General features: G+C 42.5%; 18 protein-coding genes. 8 read left to right on the forward strand and 10 right to left on the reverse strand.

All coding sequences use genetic code 11. From position 1 onward, the window contains the following. Positions 1 to 293: 293 nt before the first annotated feature. The 6 genes from mgtE to purM all read right to left on the reverse strand — a co-directional run bounded on the left by mgtE (position 294) and on the right by purM (position 8255). Positions 294 to 1754 (reverse strand): magnesium transporter, encoded by a 1461-nt coding sequence (gene mgtE / locus M1E93_RS09020; RefSeq protein ID WP_004920674.1) that lies wholly within the window; start codon positions 1752 to 1754, stop codon positions 294 to 296. A 184-nt stretch (positions 1755 to 1938) separates the two neighbouring features. Continuing rightward, positions 1939 to 3468: an exopolyphosphatase gene (ppx, locus tag M1E93_RS09025; RefSeq protein ID WP_104873532.1), complete on the reverse strand. Its 1530-nt coding sequence runs from the start codon at positions 3466 to 3468 to the stop codon at positions 1939 to 1941. Positions 3469 to 3474: 6 nt separating this feature from the next. Beyond that, positions 3475 to 5544, reverse strand: coding sequence for a polyphosphate kinase 1 (ppk1, locus tag M1E93_RS09030; protein ID WP_104873531.1), 2070 nt, complete (start codon positions 5542 to 5544; stop codon positions 3475 to 3477). A 183-nt stretch (positions 5545 to 5727) separates the two neighbouring features. Further along, positions 5728 to 6315, reverse strand: coding sequence for a spermidine N1-acetyltransferase (speG, locus tag M1E93_RS09035; RefSeq protein WP_004920666.1), 588 nt, complete (start codon positions 6313 to 6315; stop codon positions 5728 to 5730). Positions 6316 to 6579: 264 nt separating this feature from the next. After that, the gene (purN, locus tag M1E93_RS09040) at positions 6580 to 7215 is read right to left on the reverse strand and encodes a phosphoribosylglycinamide formyltransferase (RefSeq protein ID WP_004920661.1); all 636 of its coding nucleotides are present in this window, start codon (positions 7213 to 7215) and stop codon (positions 6580 to 6582) included. Beyond that, complete coding sequence (gene purM, locus M1E93_RS09045) at positions 7215 to 8255, reverse strand: phosphoribosylformylglycinamidine cyclo-ligase (RefSeq protein WP_014656126.1); 1041 nt, start codon at positions 8253 to 8255, stop codon at positions 7215 to 7217. Before purM ends, purN begins: the two co-directional genes overlap by 1 nt. 439 nt (positions 8256 to 8694) lie before the next feature. On the opposite strand from purM, the gene upp reads away from it, so the two are divergent. The 3 genes from upp (at position 8695) to hda (ending at position 11513) form a co-directional block, all read left to right on the forward strand. Next, positions 8695 to 9321, forward strand: a complete 627-nt coding sequence (upp, locus tag M1E93_RS09050) for a uracil phosphoribosyltransferase (protein WP_004920648.1) — start codon at positions 8695 to 8697, stop codon at positions 9319 to 9321. Positions 9322 to 9387: 66 nt separating this feature from the next. Beyond that, positions 9388 to 10689, forward strand: coding sequence for a uracil permease (uraA, locus tag M1E93_RS09055; RefSeq protein WP_004920645.1), 1302 nt, complete (start codon positions 9388 to 9390; stop codon positions 10687 to 10689). A gap of 62 nt (positions 10690 to 10751) precedes the next feature. Next, positions 10752 to 11513 (forward strand): DnaA inactivator Hda, encoded by a 762-nt coding sequence (hda, locus tag M1E93_RS09060; RefSeq protein WP_004920642.1) that lies wholly within the window; start codon positions 10752 to 10754, stop codon positions 11511 to 11513. 31 nt (positions 11514 to 11544) lie between these two features. Here hda and arsC read toward each other — a convergent pair whose 3' ends face one another. Next, positions 11545 to 11901 carry an arsenate reductase (glutaredoxin) gene (arsC, locus tag M1E93_RS09065; protein ID WP_040133229.1) on the reverse strand — a complete coding sequence of 119 codons (357 nt, stop codon included), beginning with the start codon at positions 11899 to 11901 and terminating at the stop codon, positions 11545 to 11547. A 12-nt stretch (positions 11902 to 11913) separates the two neighbouring features. Next, a complete protein-coding gene (locus M1E93_RS09070) occupies positions 11914 to 13377 on the reverse strand; it encodes a beta-barrel assembly-enhancing protease (protein ID WP_004920633.1) in 1464 nt (487 codons plus the stop codon). Between the two features lie 139 nt (positions 13378 to 13516). Between M1E93_RS09070 and M1E93_RS09075 the strand changes: the two genes are divergently transcribed. Continuing rightward, on the forward strand, positions 13517 to 14590 hold the full coding sequence (locus M1E93_RS09075) for an AI-2E family transporter (protein WP_004920629.1): 1074 nt from the start codon (positions 13517 to 13519) through the stop codon (positions 14588 to 14590). Between the two features lie 11 nt (positions 14591 to 14601). After that, a complete protein-coding gene (locus tag M1E93_RS09080; RefSeq protein ID WP_014656122.1) occupies positions 14602 to 15126 on the forward strand; it encodes an O-acetyl-ADP-ribose deacetylase in 525 nt (174 codons plus the stop codon). 191 nt (positions 15127 to 15317) lie between these two features. On the opposite strand, the gene bcp is transcribed toward M1E93_RS09080, so the two are convergent. Further along, positions 15318 to 15788, reverse strand: coding sequence for a thioredoxin-dependent thiol peroxidase (gene bcp / locus M1E93_RS09085; protein ID WP_004920623.1), 471 nt, complete (start codon positions 15786 to 15788; stop codon positions 15318 to 15320). A 14-nt stretch (positions 15789 to 15802) separates the two neighbouring features. Further along, positions 15803 to 16360 (reverse strand): glycine cleavage system transcriptional repressor, encoded by a 558-nt coding sequence (locus M1E93_RS09090; protein WP_004920620.1) that lies wholly within the window; start codon positions 16358 to 16360, stop codon positions 15803 to 15805. 274 nt (positions 16361 to 16634) lie between these two features. Here M1E93_RS09090 and dapA point away from each other — a divergent pair, with 274 nt between their 5' ends. The 3 genes from dapA to purC all read left to right on the forward strand — a co-directional run bounded on the left by dapA (position 16635) and on the right by purC (position 19712). Then, entirely contained in the window at positions 16635 to 17543 is a 909-nt protein-coding gene (gene dapA, locus M1E93_RS09095) for a 4-hydroxy-tetrahydrodipicolinate synthase (protein WP_004920614.1), read from the forward strand. A 16-nt stretch (positions 17544 to 17559) separates the two neighbouring features. Continuing rightward, complete coding sequence (gene bamC, locus M1E93_RS09100) at positions 17560 to 18609, forward strand: outer membrane protein assembly factor BamC (protein WP_004920611.1); 1050 nt, start codon at positions 17560 to 17562, stop codon at positions 18607 to 18609. A gap of 389 nt (positions 18610 to 18998) precedes the next feature. Continuing rightward, positions 18999 to 19712 (forward strand): phosphoribosylaminoimidazolesuccinocarboxamide synthase, encoded by a 714-nt coding sequence (gene purC, locus M1E93_RS09105; protein ID WP_004920604.1) that lies wholly within the window; start codon positions 18999 to 19001, stop codon positions 19710 to 19712. Positions 19713 to 19823: the final 111 nt, after the last annotated feature.

Below are 19823 nucleotides of genomic sequence, written 5' to 3' on the forward strand. Positions count from 1 at the left end.
TTTGCAGCAGATCATATAGTTCTTTTTCAAAAAAGGCAGGGGAATTGGTTATTTCACATCTGTTTTCGCCGATTAATTCATCGATAAAGTAACAAATTATTAATTTGATTATTCGTAATTAATAATCTTAATAATAGTAATGAAAATTAAAAATAGCTGAAAAATGAAATAGCATTCATTGAGTCGTTATTTAGGAAATTTTCAGTCTAAATATGTCGGCAAAGGCGAGAAGGGCGGAATATTATCATTAGGCATACCCAGCGTATTATTTTCTGGGTATGCCAAGTAGGCGGTTAAACCAAGAACAGGGTGGCTAAGCCTAAGAAGATAAAGAAACCACCTGTGTCAGTGATAGCGGTGATCATCACACTGGAGCCGATGGCAGGGTCTTTACCAAGTTTAAGCATAATGAGAGGGATAAGTACCCCCATAATTGCCGCCATGAGTAAGTTTAAGATCATCGCGAGCGTCATTACGGCTCCCATTGCGAGGTCGCCATAGAGGAAATAGGTGATAACCCCCATGATCCCCCCCCAAACAACACCGTTAATAAAGGCAACGCCTAGCTCTCTGAGCATTAAGAATGAGAAGCTTCCGGTTTGGATTTGGTGTAACGCAATCGCACGTACGATCATGGTAATTGTTTGGTTACCCGTATTTCCCCCAATACCTGCAACAATAGGCATTAAGGTGGCTAAGGCAACCAATTGGGAAATGGTATCTTCGAATACCCCAATCACCCGTGATGCGACGAACGCAGTACACAGGTTGATGGCTAGCCATGTCCAACGCGTTTTGACGGCTTGACCGACAGGGGCGAACACGTCTTCTTCAGGGCTTAACCCCCCCATACGACGGATGCTGTTATCGTTTTCTTCATTTAAGTTATCAACGATATCTTCAACGGTTAAACGACCCATCAATAGACCACTGCTGTCAACCACCGCGGCGGAGATCAAGTCATAACGTTCGAACGCACTGGCTGCATCTTCGCCTTTTTCATCTGGCAAGAAAGTGACCGTGTCTGTTTTCATCACGTCAGCCACAATCCGCTCAGGGGATTGCGTTAATATGGTTGTTAGAGGTAATTCACCCTGCAAATAGTTATTATTGTCGACAACAAAGATTTTATCTGTTGCTTCTGGAATTTTACCGCGCTGGCGTAAATAGCGTTGAACGGTTTTTAGCGTGACATTTGGACGTACGGTGACAAATTCGAAATCCATCATTTGACCGACGCTGTCTTTTGCATATTGCAGAACTTCACGAATACGACTTCGTAAGCTTGGATCAAGGTAGGTCAATAACCTACGCATGGTATCTTGTGGTAAATGCTCTGCAATATACGCTTGTTCATCAACATGTAGGTTAGCAACAGCGCGTAGAAGTTCCCTGTCAGACATATCCTTAATCAGGCTATCCCAAACAGCGACAGAAGCTTCGACTAACACCTCACCGCGTTCGGTGTTATCGATCAGATGCCAAAGTGCGAGACGTTCATCATAAGGCAACATCTCTAAAATATCGGCGATATCCGCGGCATGTAAGTCAATCAATAATTCTTTTACAGCATTGATTTTTTCACTTAATGCTTTATCACTCAAACTAACATGTTGGTCGTGCTCAATCAGAGCTTGGACGAACTCCTCGTCATCCAAAAATAGTGTTAGGATTTGCTGGCGGATATAGGCCAGTTTTTGAGAGTGCGGATTGATTGTTTGTACCGCATCGGTTGAAAAAGCAGTTTGTGACATTTTAATCCTTAAAGCTTTATAGGCACTTTTGTACCTTTTATGGGTCCATTTACAAATAAATACCTTTATTTTGCCATTTATTGTCCATTAACCCAAATAAATATTAATAATTATAACAAATGGGCGAAAACCGATTCATTATGAGTAGTGCAAAAAAACGCCATGTAGTGCATTAATATTATAACTAATTTGGCTCTTCGCGGATGTCTAATTTCCAGCCAGGAACATCCTCCCAGTAAGCGCTTTCTTTCTCAAGATCGAGCTGCATCAACGCATTCTGAGTCAAATACTGGGCAGGTAGATACAGTGTCCAGTGGCCATCATCGGTTTCTAAGCGTAATGATGATGGGGTAGTTGTTGATTGTCTTTGATTATTCAGAAGTATTGATAAGCGTAAAATTTGTATCAAGGGTAAAAATTGTTTTCTTTTATATAAATTAAATTTAGGGATATCATCAAATTTAATAGCACGCCGATGGTTACGAACCAGTGTTGCAAGTAACAGCTGTTGCTCCTGATTAAACCCCGGTAACGTAGTATTTTGCAAAATATAGGCGGAGTGGCGATGTAACCCACTTTGGTTGATATGTAGACCGACCTCATGCAGCATAACCGCCCAAATAAGGATAGACTCAAGTTGCGGGTTGGCTAACTTTGGATTTTGCTGTCTCCATTGGTGATACAGCTCCTCCATGGTTTTTAATACACGTCTAGCTTGCTCTCTATCGATATTATAATGCTCGGCAAGGCTAAGTGCCGTACGTTGGCGAATGTCTTGATGACGGAAACGGCCTTCCATTTCATAAAGCACCCCTTCACGCAATGCGCCATCTGAGAGCCGTAACTCTTTAATCTCTAATGTATCAAAGACAGCACATAAAATGGCTAATCCGGGCACAAAAACATGTTTACGTTCAACGGATAAACCCGGTAGATCCACTGCCGAAAAGGTTTTATATTTCAGCGCCATTTGCTTAATTTTTTCTAGCCGATCACGCGTAATGATGCCGTCGCGCTCACCCATTTCAACAATCACGGCATGAGCCGCTTTAATCGTACCTGATGCCCCCATGGCAACATCCCAGTGCATACGCTTAAATTTTGTGGCGGTTTGCTCAAGTTTTAAGCAGGCCGTGAGGTAGGCTCGGTTGAAATTATTTGCCGTAATGGTTTCATTGGGGAAATAGTTACGCGCAAAGCTGACACACCCCATACGGCGGCTATCAATTAATAATGGTTCGAATTTCTCGCCAATGACTAATTCTGTTGAGCCACCACCAATATCTATTACCAGTTTACGGCCTTTTTCAGGCTGGGTGTGTTCCACCCCCATAAAAATCAAACGCGCTTCTTCTTGCCCAGAAATAATTTCAATGGGATAGGGAATTATTTTTTTTGCACGGTTCAAAAACTCTTCAACATTGGTTGCAACACGCAAAGAGTGAGTGCCTACGATACAGACGTTTTCTTCTGTAAAACCTTGTAGGCGTTCGGCAAAAAGCGCAAGGCAAGCCAAACCGCGTTCCATGGCTTCTTCACTAAGCTCATTGGTATCACTTAATCCGTCAGCAAGGTGTACCCGTTTTTTTAAACGCGTCAGGATTTGCAGTGCACCGTTGACAATACGTGCAATCACCATATGAAAGCTGTTAGAACCAAGGTCGATAGCCGCAATTTCTTGAGGCCTAGGCGTCGATATATTAGTTAATGGCATAGTATGTTAGGACCTTGTCTCAGGCGTTTCGAGTGATTTCAAATAGTCGTATATAGCAAGTTGCGCCTGAATTTTGCGCTTATTACCGCGGGGAACATAATGATTACTGAGATCTTTGTCAACATAACGTGCCTTGACGGTATCGTTAAATTGGAGCTCAAGGATATCTAAAACCCGTTGTTTGAGCCGGTCATCGACTAAGCGCACCGCCACTTCAATACGGTAATCAATATTTCGAGTCATCCAATCTGCCGAGGAGATAAAGACTTTTTCATCACCCGCATTAGTAAAGACATAAACGCGGTCATGCTCCAAAAAGCGGTCAACAATACTGGTGACTTGAATGTTTTCACTGTAGCCCGGTTGCCCTGCAACAAGTGAACACATCCCTCTTACTAGTAGACGAATTTTAACACCCGCATTGGAAGCATCATACAGTTTATCAGTCAGTTCTTTATCAACCAGATTATTAATTTTTAAGGTGATCCCACTGGGAAGCCCCGCTCGCGCATTAGCAATTTCTTGGTCAATTAGCGCATTGAGGCGGATCCGTGTATTTTGTGGTGAAACCATTAAATTATCAAAGGTGACAGGACGATATGGGTTTTCAATAAAGCTAAATACCCGACGAACCTCATTGGTGATCTGTTCATTTGCTGTTAACAACGAGTAATCAGTATAGAGGCGCGCGGTTTTTTCATTAAAGTTACCTGTACCGATATGGGCATAACGAATAATTTCGCCATCTTCCATTCGCGAAATAATAAAGAGTTTCGCATGGATTTTCAGACCCGGGGCCGAGAAAATGACGTGGACCCCAGCCTCTGTCAGCCGTTTCGCCCAATGAATATTCGCTTCTTCATCGAATCGAGCCTGTAATTCAACCACAACAGTGACTTTTTTGCCGTTATGGGCCGCATGGATCATCGAATCAATAATGCGTGAATCTTTTGCCACACGATAAATATTGATCTTGATAGATAATACGCTGGGATCAAATGAGGCTTGCCTGAGCAACTCGAGCGTGTGCTCAAAGGTGTAATAAGGGTAGTAGAGCAGCACATCGCGTTCGCGAATGGCATCAAAACCGTTACGGAAGTTATCAAACCAGCGGTGGCGTAATCGTGGCAATGGTTTGTTTAAAAGGGTTTTATTGCCTTCGTTGGGGAAGTTAATAAAATCTTTAAAATTGTGGTAACGCCCGCCCGCAATAACTGAGTCATCATTGGATAATCCCAGTTTTTCACGTAAGACGGCAACCATTTCATCAGGCATATCGCGCTGATAAACAAAACGGACAGGCTCTGCGGTTAAGCGCTGTTTTAATGTCGATGACATGATTTCCAGTAAGCTTGATTCCATTTCGGTGGCGATGTCATATTCCGCATCGCGGGTCATTTTCATGGAATAAGCGTTTAATTCATCATAATCAAAGAAGCCCTTGAAGATTTCATCCAAGGTATAGCGCAAAATGTTGTCGATAAGCACCATTGATTTGCGCCGTTTGGGCATTTCCGGTGGCAGATTGACAAACCGAGGCACCTTGTCAGAGGGGATCTCTAACAGAGCATATTGCACATTACCGCCGTTAATAATTTCAACAGCCAGATAGGTATAGTCATCTTTGAGAAACTCGACTAGGTTGGTATCTGGATTAATCAAAATAGGGGTAATGTGTTGGCGCAAATGTTGGCGAAAGTATTGACGTAACCAAATTTGTTGGCGGGGCGATATTTGCCGCTCGTTAATTAAGAAAATTTGGTTGCGCGCCATTTCAAGCAAAAGGTCGTTATAGAGAATGTCGAACTCTTGATCTTGCTTGGCTACTTTATTTTGAATGCGCTTAAGTAGGTGGCGTGCACCGCTGGCGGAGCCACGCTCCTCATTGATTAAGATACGCCGTTTCACGTCTGCAAAACGGACTTTGTAGAATTCATCTAGGTTATTGGAATAAATGCCCAAAAAGCGCATACGCTCGATAAGAGGATTTCGCTTATCTGCTGCTTCTTGTAAAACGCGTTCGTTAAAAGCAAGCCAGCTTAACTCTTTTTCGTGGTATAGGCGTTCTTGGGACATTGTTGCTCCATATTGTACTAAATACATAAACTTAAAGGTGTATAACCTAGCGACAGCACACCTTAAGTTTTCGCCATATTATGGCTATTTTTATTCGCATGAGTTACAGATTTCTGTATTTCTCTGGCGACACATTTATCTTGTGTTTAGTTGCACCTCAAATAACGTCGCGAGGATAGAGCACTAAACTTGCTGTTTGATGGTCGCATGCGGGCTGACAACACTTTCAGGATGCGTTGACTGTGCTTTACTCGCAAAATATTGGTGCTGGAAAATGCACATACGGATCGCGGTATGATAACGTCCGTTGACAAAAAACTCGTCAATTAGTTCGCCTTCTGTGTGGAAGCCCAGTTTATTATAAATGTGGATAGCTTTGATATTTTCTTTATCTACAATGAGGTAAAGCTTATATAGATTGAGCACAGAAAAAGCGTAATCCATAGCCAATTTCGCAGCGCGAGTTGCATAACCGTGGCCTTGATGGCTTGGTGCGATGATGATCTGAAACTCAGAACGACGGTGAACATAATCGATTTCCACCAATTCAACTAAGCCGACTTTTTCACTGTCATTTTCAACAATAAAACGCCGCTCTGATTGGTCATGAATATGTTTATCATAAAGGTCACTCAGCTCGACGAAAGCCTCATAAGGCTCTTCAAACCAGTAGCGCATAACACTGGCATTATTATCAAGTTGGTGGATAAACGCTAAATCTTCACGTTCAAGTGGGCGCAACCTAAACGGATGAACTTGCCCGGTCGTCATATAACACCTCAGTTTTGTTTAAAAAGTAGATAGTTAATTATCGATTTTGCAGATCATCACGATAAATAACAGAGCAAATTTATTTTCACTCTCAGTTGATAAGGATACCACTAATTTACGATAAAATAATGACACAAAGCAGTGACTCTTTCTAACTGGTGAAGATTAATGCACTTTATTTATACTGCGACTTTTCGTGAACAGCAAAAAGGGCAGAGATTTCTCTTTGCCCTCAACATAAATCAATGTGGAAATAACCAAGTGTTATTCATTTACATAGCCTTGGGGCGGTAAACACTGACCATCTAAGTAAGCATGGTTGCCGACCATGGCCAAACGACCACTGACGAACCATTGTACAACTTGGGGGTAAATATTGTGCTCTTGCGCCTTTACCCGCTCAATGACCTCTTTTTCGGTATCATCCGGGAAAATAGGAACTTTAGCCTGTAAGATCACTGGGCCGCCATCCAACTCCTCGGTAACAAAATGCACTGATGTTCCATGCTCGCTATCGCCGTTTTCTATCGCTTTACGATGGGTGTGTAGGCCCGGATATTTAGGCAATAGAGAAGGGTGGATATTGAGCATTCTTCCTGCATAGTGTTTAACGAAGCCCGCGGTCAAAATTCGCATAAATCCAGCTAACACAACCAAATCAGGCTGATATTCGTCAATCATCCCCATTAGTGCAGCATCATATGCTTCGCGGTTAGCAAAAGCGCTCGCGCTGAGTGATAAGGCTGGGATCCCAGCCTTCTGCGCACGAATAAGCCCGTAAGCCTCAGGTTGATTACTGATCACTGCCACAACTTGCGCTTGAAGATCATGCGAAGTGGCATCCATCAGCGACTGTAAATTACTGCCGCTGCCTGAGATAAGCACGACGATTTTTTTCATTAGCGGATAACAACCTGCTCTTCACCAGCAGGCAATTCAGCAATGGTACCTATCTGCCATGCGGTTTCACCTAAACCATTAAGTAAAGTGAGTGCCGCATCGACTTCAGCTTGTGGCAGCGCGATGATAATACCGACACCACAGTTAAATGTGCGATACATTTCGTGAGTGGTCACGCTGCCCGCCGTTTGTAGCCAATTGAATACCGCCGGCCACTGCCAGCTATTTTCATCGATTTGTGCTTGGGTGTTTTCAGGTAATACACGAGGAATATTTTCCCAGAAACCACCACCAGTAATGTGCGCGATGGCGTGAATATCGCATTTTTCAATCAGCGCTAATACATTTTTGACGTAAATACGTGTAGGCGCTAACAGGTGATCTGCCAGTGATTGGCCTTCCAGTTGCGTGACCTCTGGGTTAGTTTGACTGACTTCTAAAATTTTGCGGATCAAAGAGTAGCCGTTAGAGTGAGGACCGCTTGAGGCGAGGGCGATCAGTGCATCACCAGCACTGACTTTGCTACCATCAATGATCTCAGCGCGTTCGACCACACCAACGCAGAAACCCGCAACATCGTAATCGTCACCATGGTACATGCCAGGCATTTCAGCGGTTTCACCCCCCACGAGGGCACAACCTGATTGTTTACAACCTTCTGCGATACCTGTGATCACGCTGGTGGCAGTATCAACATCTAGCTTACCTGTTGCGTAGTAATCAAGGAAAAATAGAGGCTCAGCACCTTGGACAATTAAGTCATTAACACACATCGCCACTAAATCGATACCGATAGTGTCATGACGTTTTAGGTCCATCGCGAGGCGTAGTTTAGTGCCTACACCATCTGTACCTGAAACTAAAACAGGCTCACGGTATTTTTGTGGCAGGGAACATAATGCGCCAAATCCGCCTAATCCTCCCATAACTTCTGGTCGGCGAGTTTCTTTCACTACACCTTTAATTCGATCAACCAATGCGTTACCTGCATCAATGTCAACACCGGCATCTTTATAGCTGAGAGAGGTTTTATCAGTCACTACGGCCCCCAAGGCAATTGCGTTTCGGAAAATAAACTTCAATAAATACTATTCTAACAGGCAAAGCAAACGTTTGCGATAGCTTTGTGAATGAAAAAATGAGGGGATTTTGGCTGGTGGGAAATAAGGCATTGCCGTTATCTGGTTCCTGCTTTTTATGGCAAGAATTTATGTCTATCACATTAGGGTAAAATAATGGGATACATCTATAATCTTAAATTGAGATTGGTGTGCGTATTTATCATGGCATTGATATTGCTGCCATGTTCAATCAAACAGATAAAATAGTGGTGGATATACTTACAGTGTAATAATAAAAATAGGTTATTTCTGATTGTTTTGACATCAATCAAACGCTGCCTAGTGGCATCTTCTGTAAAAAGAGTTATAATCCCGCGATTTTTTTGTGCGCTGGCGACTAAAATAGTAGGAGAATCCCATGAAGATCGTTGAGGTAAAACACCCTCTCGTTAAACATAAACTCGGCCTGATGCGAGATCATGATATAAGCACTAAACGCTTTCGTGAACTGGCCTCAGAGGTTGGTAGCCTACTGACTTATGAAGCAACCGCTGACCTAGAAACTGAGAAAGTCACCATTGAAGGTTGGTGTGGTCCTGTAGAAATAGAGCAAATAAAAGGGAAAAAAATCACTGTCGTACCTATCCTTCGTGCCGGTATTGGTATGATGAACGGGGTTTTAGAAAGCATTCCAAGCGCACGTATCAGTGTGGTGGGTGTTTATCGTGATGAAGAAACCTTTAAACCTGTCTCTTACTTCCAGAAATTAGTTTCAAACATTGATGAGCGTATGGCGTTGGTTGTTGACCCAATGTTAGCAACGGGTGGTTCAATGATTGCAACTATCGATCTATTAAAAGGCGCAGGTTGTAAATCTATTAAAGTACTCGTACTTGTTGCTGCTCCTGAAGGAATTGCAGCATTAGAAGCTGCCCATCCAGATGTTGAGCTATATACCGCGTCTATTGATCAATATTTAAATGAACACGGGTATATTGTTCCTGGGCTAGGTGATGCTGGCGATAAGATATTTGGTACTAAATAATAATTAGCCGACTTTAGAAGTCGGCTTTTTTTTGATTATAAAAATACATTAAGGGGATGAAAAGAAATGACACGTCGTGCAATTAGTGTTGAAGAAAGGCCACCATTATTACAAACCATACCGCTTAGTTTTCAACATCTGTTTGCCATGTTTGGCGCGACTGTAATTGTACCGATCTTGTTTGGTGTTAACCCAGCAACTATTTTGCTGTTCAATGGGATTGGCACCTTACTTTATTTATTTATTTGTAAAGGGAAAATTCCTGCCTATTTAGGGTCGAGTTTTGCTTTTATTTCACCAGTCATGATTTTGCTACCACTCGGTTATGAACTTGCATTGGGTGGCTTTATTATTTGCGGAATACTGTTTTGCATTGTGGCCTTGATTGTTAAGGTGGCGGGTCGAGGTTGGATTAACGTCATGTTTCCTCCTGCTGCGATGGGAGCGATTGTCGCGGTTATTGGCCTCGAATTGGCTCAAACGGCCGCCGGTATGGCAGGGTTACTGCCAAAAGAAGGGGTCGCGGTAGATCCTAATACGTTAATTATTTCTATCACAACACTGTCAGTGACTATTTTGTGTGCTGTCGTGTTCCGCGGGTTCTTATCCATCATTCCTATTTTGATTGGTTTCTTAGTTGGCTACGCCTTATCCTACTTTATGGGCATTGTGGACTTTACGCCTGTTATTGAAGCACCATGGTTTGCAATTCCAACGTTTTATACGCCACGTTTTGAATGGTTCGCTATTTTGACTATTCTACCTGCCGCATTAGTCGTTATTGCTGAACATGTAGGCCACTTGGTGGTAACTGCAAATATTGTTGAGCGTGACTTATTGAAAAACCCTGGCTTACATCGTTCAATGTTTGCAAACGGTTTCTCTACGGTGTTGTCAGGGTTCTTTGGTTCAACACCTAATACCACCTACGGTGAAAATATTGGTGTAATGGCGATCACTAAGGTGTATAGCTCTTGGGTCATTGGTGGGGCAGCAATCATCGCAATTTTACTTTCTTGTGTGGGGAAATTAGCGGCGGCGATTCAGTTAGTGCCAGTACCTGTAATGGGAGGGGTGTCTTTGCTGCTTTATGGGGTGATCGGGGCTTCAGGTATTCGTGTGCTAATCGACTCTAAAGTTGACTACAATAAACCCCAAAACTTGATCTTGACCTCTGTGATCTTGATTATTGGTGTTAGTGGTGCGGTTATTCATATTGGTCAAGCCGAATTGAAAGGCATGGCATTGGCAACCATAGTGGGTATTGTCATGGCACTATTATTCCGTTTTATCACTTTTGTTCGTCCTGAAAAGCAGTTTGTAACCTCAGATATCGAAGAAGTTGATACGAAACATTCCACGAAATAAAACAGTTGTCTCATTGCCGATGTGATGAAAGCATCGGCAATTAAGTTTCTTCTTGTTCATTTATGCTTGAAATTTATGGTAAACTTGCAAGTGTTAATTGTTTTGCACAGTCAGAGGTGCTTCTGAACACACCATCGCAACTTTCACTACCACTGTATCTACCCGATGACGAAACGTTTGCCAGCTTTTATGCAGGCGAAAATGAGGCGTTGCTATCTGCTATTAAACTCGCCATTAACCAATCGCATGGTAGTTATATTTATTATTGGTCTCGTGAAGGGGGCGGTAAGAGTCACCTACTGCATGCCGCATGCGCTGAATTATCAGAACAAGATATGGCCGTGGGCTATGTTCCGCTTGATAAGCGTGCCTATTTTGTACCTGAAGTCCTTGATGGGATGGAACACCTTTCACTGGTTTGTATTGATAATATTCAATGTATCGCAGGCGATCCTGAATGGGAAATGGCCGTTTTCAATTTGTATAATCGCATTTTAGAAATTGGTCGAACTTGTTTGCTGATCACCGGTGATAGACCACCAAGACAAATCGATCTCTCACTGCCTGATTTAGCCTCTCGGTTGGATTGGGGGCAGATTTATAAACTCCATCCACTTAGCGATGAAGATAAAATTTGTGCGCTACAATTGCGGGCAAGAATGCGAGGGTTTGAATTACCCGAAGATGTATGCCGTTTTGTATTAAAACGGTTAGATAGAAAAATGGGAACATTGTTTGATATTTTGAACAAACTGGATCATGCCTCGATCGTTGCACAACGCAAACTGACTATCCCGTTTGTTAAAGATATCCTCCAATTATAAAGGCAGTGATCCACTGCCTTTTTTTGAGCCATTAGAGAACATCAAGAACCTGCTCTGGCGGGCGACCTAATTTTGCCGTTTTCCCTTTGACAACAATAGGGCGCTCAATTAATTTTGGGTTGTCATGCATGGCTTGAATTAATTGCTCTTGCGTTAAAGCGTCGTTTCCAAGACCCAATTCTTTGTAGATATCCTCTTTGCTACGCATTAATTGCCGTGCATCAGAGAAGCCTAATGCCTTTAATAACTGTTTGATTTCAGCAACGCTAGGGGGATTTTTTAAATACTCAACGATTGTTGGTGTGACCCCTTTAGATTCTAATAATGCAAGCGTTTCACGGCTTTTAGAGCAACGAGGGTTATGATAAATGGTAATTGTATCCGTCATGGTCATCATTCCTTACGGTTTAGCTTTACTGTCTCTTAATTGTAATTTTCTTAGCTCATCTATGCGAGCATCATAGCGTTGTTGCTCATAACTTCCCAGACGACTTTTTCGACTCGCTTCGCTGAGATAATTAATCGCGTTATCATAGTTACCTCGAAGCGCCATACCTTCTGCATAAGCGGCTAGCTCTTCATTACGCTTACCTGATTTCGCCGAGGCTTCAGCTAACAGATCCCAACCATTAGGATCTTCGGGATAATTGAAGGTATATTTGTTCAGTAATGAAATAGCAGTTTGATACTGCTTATTGTTAATTAAAGCGTTGGCAAGGTTGATTTGTAATACGGGGTTGCTTGGTGATTTTTTTAATGCATTTTGTAAACGAGTCACCGCTTGGGCTGCACGATTTTGCTCAATATCCAAATCTGTCATAACATCGATAAACCAAGGATTATCGGGTTGTTTTTCCAGTAGGTTGCTCATGATCTTGGTCGCTTCGGCATATTTCTTATCTTGCGATAACTTCAAAGCACGACCATAGTCAGCCGCTATCCTTTCTTGAGGAGTGCCTCGACTATAATTATCCAGAATTTGATCTAATGCATGCTGTTGTCCTGACGTATACATGGATAAAATACGAACACGGGCTAGCATAAAGTCTTCTGATGAAGGTATGGTAACCTTTGGATACTGATTAGAGCGGTTACGCGCATCCGCCAAACGGCTATCTGGTAGTGGGTGAGTCAGCAATATTTCAGGGGGTTTTGACATATAGCGGGTTTGATCTGACATCACTTGCATAAAGTCGGCCATAGAGTGAGGATCAAAACCTGCTCGCCTTAAGGTCTGTAAGCCAATACGGTCTGCTTCTTGCTCGTTGGCTTGAGTAAAACTGATCATTCCTTGTTGGACGCCTGCCATGGTTCCCGTTAAAGCGGCGAACCCTGCTTGTGGGTTTGCCATAACTAATAATAACGACCCAATCGTACCGGCAATCGCAAGGGGAGTGGTGCTTTTTTGGTCTTCCATCATGCGTGCTAAGTGACGCTGCGTTACGTGAGAAATTTCGTGTGCCATGACAGAAGCTAATTGGCTCTCATTTTGGCTATAGCGAAATAGTGCGGAGTGCAGCACCACATTACCCCCAAAATAGGCATAGGCGTTAATATTGGGGTTATTCACCAAATAGAATTTAAAGGGCGTTCTCACGGAGTCGGCACTTTTCACTAACCGCATCCCCAGCTTATTGATGTATTGATTAAGCAGTGGGTCGTAAATCAATGGTGTACTGGCACGGATCTGGCGAGTGATAGCATCACCCATAATAATTTCTTGATTGATGCTCAGTGTACCACCCGCTGTCGTACCGATATCAGGAAGTGTGTCCTCAACGGCACTGTAAGCAGGGAGCACAGCGCCGTTGACGCACGCGGCTATCAATAAAACTAGAAGTGGATTTTTCAGTTTTTTATTCATGAAACAATTGCATCCCGTACAACGATTAATTTTGAGATCAATCCATGATAGCAAAAGCTACCGAAATGTCTGTTAATTGGTATAATTTTCGATAATTTAGGAACTGTCTTTAAAGCATTAATTTCCAAGGAGCTAATAAATGCTGGAAATGTTATTACAATGGTATCGGCGACGTTTTGCTGATCCACAGGCTGTTGCACTGTTTACGTTGCTCATTGTCGGCTTCTGTATCATCTTTTTCTTCAGCAATATCTTAGCCCCTTTATTGGTCGCGATAGTATTGGCTTATCTCCTTGAATGGCCAACACACTTACTTGAGCGTATCGGTTGCTCGCGTGTTGTTGCAGTCAGTATTATTTTGACCTTGTTTGCTGGAATTAGTGCCATGGTTATTTTAATTATTGCACCAACGGCGTGGCAACAAGGGATCAATCTCGTTGGTGACTTACCTAAAATGGTAACGCGTTTTAACGAGTTCGCGCAAACATTACCAGAGCGTTACCCAGCGTTGGTTGATGCGGGTATTATCGATATGATGGCAGATAATCTCCGCAGCCGTTTATCTGGAGTGGCGGAATCGGTGGTTAAAATGTCGGTGGCCTCGCTCATTGGCGTATTTACCTTGGCAATTTATACCGTACTCGTGCCTTTAATGATGTTTTTCTTATTAAAAGATAAACAAAAAATTATCAGTAGCGTTCAAAAGGTATTGCCAAGAAACCGCTTGTTGGTGGGGAAAGTTTGGGTCGAGATGAATCAGCAAATCACCAACTATTTACGCGGCAAAGTGACCGAAATGGTGATTGTCGGGGTCTGTACCTACGCTGGATTTGCTTACTTTGATTTGCGCTATTCAGTATTGTTGTCAGTGCTGGTTGGGGTTTCAGTCTTGATCCCCTATATTGGTGCGGTGGCTGTGACGATCCCGGTAGTATTGGTGGCGCTATTCCAGTGGGGAATCGGCAGTGATTTTTGGTCATTAATTATTGTTTATCTTGTTATTCAAGGGTTAGATAGTAATTTATTTGTTCCATTACTCTTTTCTGAAGCGGTTAACCTTCATCCGTTAGTGATTATTTTATCGGTCGTGATTTTTGGTGGCTTATGGGGTTTTTGGGGCGTTTTCTTTGCTATTCCATTGGCAACGCTGATTAAGGCTGTTATCAATGTGTGGCCAGAGGATACGTCCGAGAGTCAGCAAAAATTGGAATGATGGAGAGGGAAATGCAAACTCAAATTGAACTACAGCAAGGTGATATCACGAAAACTGCCGTCGATGCGATTGTTAATACCGCGAATCGTGCTTTACTCGGTGGTAGTGGCGTTGATGGCGCGATTCATCGCGCGGGTGGTAGTGCAATCCTTGATGAATGCCGGCAAATTAGAGCAAAACAGGGAAGTTGTAAGCCTGGAAACGCGGTGATCACCACCGCAGGTAAGTTACCTGCTAAGTATGTTATCCATACGGTAGGGCCTGTTTGGCAAGATGGAACCCATGAAGAGGCGCAAATCTTAGCCAATGCGTATTTATCTAGTTTGAGGTTGGCGAGCAAATATCAAATCGAAACCATCGCTTTTCCCAATATCAGTACAGGCATTTATCGCTTTCCTAAGCCATTAGCGGCACAGATTGCCTGTGAAACTGTGGCTAACTATCTCGCCGCCAATAGCTTGCCAAAGAAAGTTATTTTTGTTTGCTTCGATGAGGAAAACTACCGTTTATACCAACAACAGCTTCAACAAGTCTAAGTTGAACCTGTATTTGGCTATCTTTTCTATCTTCCCTTTCATTACCATCAGTATGCCATTTAACTCAAATGATTCAGTCAATCAGATGACTAAAAATCTTTTAGCTTTTAGGTTAGTCAGTAATGAAAGATATAAAGGGAAGGGGGATGAGAAGGGTTGCATAAAGCTAAACAACCCTATCAAATTAAATGTTAAGCGTGAGTATTTATGTACTCGAGAACAATTTCATGGTGATTGCTTGTTTTGAAATTATCGAATACATGTTCAATAGTTCCATTTGCATCAATGAGAAAACTAATGCGGTGAATGCCGTCATAAGTTTTACCCATGAATTGTTTTTCACCCCATACACCAAATTGTTCACATACTTGATGATCTTCATCTGATAATAGTGCGAAGTTCAATAGCTCTTTTTCAGCGAAACGAGACAATTTTTCGGGTTTATCTGTGCTAATGCCTAAAACTTCAACACCCTTTTCTCTTAGTGTCTCCATTTCGTCGCGCAGGCCGCATGCCTGAACGGTACACCCTGGGGTCATAGCTTTAGGGTAGAAGTAAACTAATACGCGTTGACCCTGATAATCTGAAAGATTGATGATTTCACCATCTTGGTCAGGAAGGCTGAATTGAGGCGCCTTATCACCGGCTTTCAATGGGTTCATTACATATATCTCCGTTAACTCTGCATTTTGGGATTATTTACAATGCTTATGTTGCCTTTAGCGTTGAGCATTGTACATAGTTGTTGAAATTTATTCTTTATAATTATGCCATTATCATCCAATGGATGATGTGCCGTGATTTGTATTTCAAGTTGCGCCGGCATACCATTACTTGCAGGCTGTGTTTTTGACACAAGCTCCGCGATATTACATTGCTGGGTTGTAAATAAATTCGTAAATTGTTCTACGATGCGTGGTGCATCATCGACGACGACATTGACGGTTACCGTTGATGGGTAATCTGTCGTCTGTACGCTCTGCGTCCGTTTCATCACAATGAGTAACTCTAATTCAGCCCCTTTTAGTGGCAAAATAGCCTCAATTTGTGCAATCGCATTCCAACTACCCGAAAGCATCATAATAAAGGTAAATTCTTTACCAAACATCGCTAAACGGCTGTCTTCGATGTTGCAATCACATTCACTCACCAATCGAGTGATGGTATTCACAATGCCCGGACGATCGGTACCCAGCGCAGTAATTACAAGAAATTGCTGTTCAGTCTTAGGCAAAGTCTGTTCCTTATTTTTTAATTTGCAGATTCGCTTTTTTGCTCAATGTTTTCAAGCACAAAATCTGCTTGGTGATGATGGTAAGGAAACCACAAAAATAAGAATCTGCCAAGAGGGCAGATTCACTCTTGCGAGTCATGATCGAGAATTATTACTTCTATTTAAGTTAATCCTAGCGGTATTAACAAAATTCATTAAAAACCTGTGGTTGGGTGGTTTTCTTCTTTGAAATGAAAAAGTACCATGGAGACTAAACTATTTAGGGGGTATAGCTATGTCTCACTCAAACACAAACTATAAACAATTTTTAACTGGCAGTATTGTTGCGGTAATTACACCAATGGATTCAAATGGTCGTTTGGATAAACAAAGTTTGAAAAGATTAGTTGATTACCACGTTGAGAGCGGCACTTCTGCGATTGTGTCTGTTGGGACAACGGGTGAGTCTGCCACCTTAACTCATAAAGAACATGTTGAAGTGGTGCATACAACTCTAGAACTGGCAGACGGACGCATCCCCATCATTGCAGGAGCTGGCGCAAATGCCACTGCAGAAGCTATCTCTCTGACAAAAGAGTTTGAAAATTCAGGTGTTGTTGCTTGTCTGACAGTCACACCTTATTATAATAGGCCTTCACAAGAAGGGTTGTATCAGCATTTTAAAGCAATATCAGAAAACACGAGCTTGCCACAAATTCTCTATAATGTACCATCACGTACAGGTTGTGACTTATTGCCTGAAACGGTAGGTCGCTTGGCTAAATTGGCGAATATTGTTTCAATTAAAGAGGCGACAGGGAACTTAGCAAGGGTTCACCAAATCAAAGAACTGGTTGATGATAATTTTGTGTTGCTCACCGGTGATGATGCAACGGCACTCGACTTCATGCAGTTGGGTGGTCAGGGCGTTATTTCTGTTACAGCTAACGTTGCAGCCGCACAAATGGTAAAAATGTGTGACTTAGCGCTTGCGGGCAAATATACTGAGGCTCGTGAATTAAACAAACGTCTGATGGGTCTGCATCATCAGTTATTTGTTGAGCCTAATCCAATTCCAGCGAAATGGGGCTGCCACCGTCTTGGCTTGATTGCTGACGCTACATTACGGTTACCAATGACACCGTTAACAGAGTCAGGCCAACAAAAAGTGGAGCAGGCCCTGAGATTCGCTGGGCTACTGTAAAATTTAGGGAATTTTAATGGCAACATTATTGCAAAAATCGAAGGTTATGAAGGTTGCTGGCCTGTCACTCGTTGTGTTACTGGCAGCCTGTTCCAGCGATCAGCGCTATAAACGTCAGGTCAGCGGTAACGAAGATTATCTCGATGCCGCGCCATTGAAAGTGTTGAATATACCTCAGGGAATGACATTACCATTGCAAAATGGCGAATATGACGTCCCTAAAGTTGCCTCATCTGGCCCAGTAGGTAAAGCACTCGATATTCGCCCTCCTGTACTGTCTATTTCGCAATTAGCGGGTTCACGTACTGAAGATAGCGCGGAAGCAAGCCGCTTGTTGCTTGAAAATACACCTGAGAATAGTGCGCTATGGTCACAAGTCACTATGATTTTGGAACAGCGTAATATTCCAGTCACGACAAAAGACGATGGGTCGCGCTCGATTGAAACGGATTGGGTAAAATGGGAACGTGCGGATGAAGACGTTCCATTAGAAAGCCGTCATAAAGTCACTGTGCAACCTCAAGGGGGCATGATCGCGCTGACGGTAACGAATTTAGGCCTACGTCAAGGTACAGAAGCGGTGACGGATCAGGCTGAAATTCAGCGTTATAACAAATTATTGCTAAATGAGTTAACCGATAGTCTGTATGCTTTACGTGATACATCCAATAAAAATAGTATCCAAAGTGCATATGGCATTATTGATGTTCAATCTGGCAGTGATGCCACGGGCTTGCCTGTTGTCATCGTACGTGCACCATTTGATGCTGTTTGGGAGCGTTTACCACGTAAACTGGAAAGCATCGGTATGAAAGTGGGTGATCGCAGTCGTTCAAATGGCTCTGTGATGGTAACTTATAAAGGCCTGAGCAGTTCAGAATGGCAAAATTTAGGGATTGATGACCCATCAATTCCAGAAGCGGATTATAAAATTCAAGTCGGTGATTTGAATAACCGCAGTAGCTTGCAGTTTATTAATACTAAGGGTACACCACTGACTCAGAAACAAAATGATGAGATGGTGTCTGCACTGAAAGCGGCTTTCAGTAAAGTCGGCGACAAGTAATTATTACTTTGTTATGGAGCCGCAGCCTCTATTTGAGGTTGCGGCTTTTTTGCATTTAAGTCATACCTACAACCTTTCTTTATGCCAATCGATTAATAGCTTCATTTTTATGGTCAGCGAAATGGACAAAAAACCAGTGTTTAAGCTTAAGTAATCGTTTGCGTCTGTGCGTGGATTTTATTATTATAATTAGGTACAGTAGATAAAATATTGAATATCAGTTAGTTAGCTTGTCAGGTTCTTTTATTCAATAACTTATTGAAACAGAGCAGAAAAGTAACGGTAAAAGGGTAAATTTCAACCATTTTATTGTTACTTATCTGGATCTGCAGACACAATTTTGCAGGTTGATACCCTAATTGAATAATCCCATCTCTGGAGTGTGTAAGATGCAAAAGAAAGCTGAGTTGTATCGTGGTAAGGCGAAAACGGTCTATACCACTGAGGATCCTGACCTTTTAATTCTGGAATTCCGTAATGATACATCAGCACTCGATGGCGAGCGTATCGAGCAGTTCGAGCGTAAAGGGATGGTAAACAATAAGTTTAACCATTTTATTATGAGCAAATTAGAAGAGGCGGGTATTCCAACACAGATGGAAGCGTTGCTCTCTGACACAGAAGCATTGGTAAAAAAACTGGATATGGTGCCCGTAGAGTGCGTTATTCGTAATCGTGCAGCAGGCTCTTTGGTTAAACGTCTTGGCGTCGAAGAAGGGATGGAATTAAATCCACCATTGTTTGATTTGTTCTTAAAAGATGATGCAAAACATGACCCGATGGTGAATGAGTCGTATTGTGAAACTTTTGGGTGGGTGAACAAAGAAAACTTGGCGGAAATGAAGCGCTTAAGTTATAAAGCCAATGAAGTGTTATCAAAAATTTTTGCGGATGCAGGGCTGATCCTCGTTGATTTTAAATTGGAGTTTGGCCTGTTCAAAGGCAAGGTCGTACTTGGTGATGAGTTCTCTCCAGATGGTAGTCGCCTGTGGGATAAAGAGACCCTCAATAAAATGGATAAAGACCGTTTTCGTCAAAGCCTCGGTGGCTTAATTGAAGCTTACGAGGAAGTTGCGCGTCGTATCGGCGTAAAATTAGATTAATTTGTTATCTAATCGGTTTTAAAAAGTCGCTTAGAGTGCTGACAAAGCCCTCGCTGTTTAGTGAGGGCTTTGAACTAATCAGTATGAATAATGCACTAAGCGGCAACCTAA

Source organism: Providencia sp. PROV272 (assembly GCF_049901975.1).
Classification (GTDB): Bacteria; Pseudomonadota; Gammaproteobacteria; order Enterobacterales; family Enterobacteriaceae; genus Providencia; species Providencia stuartii.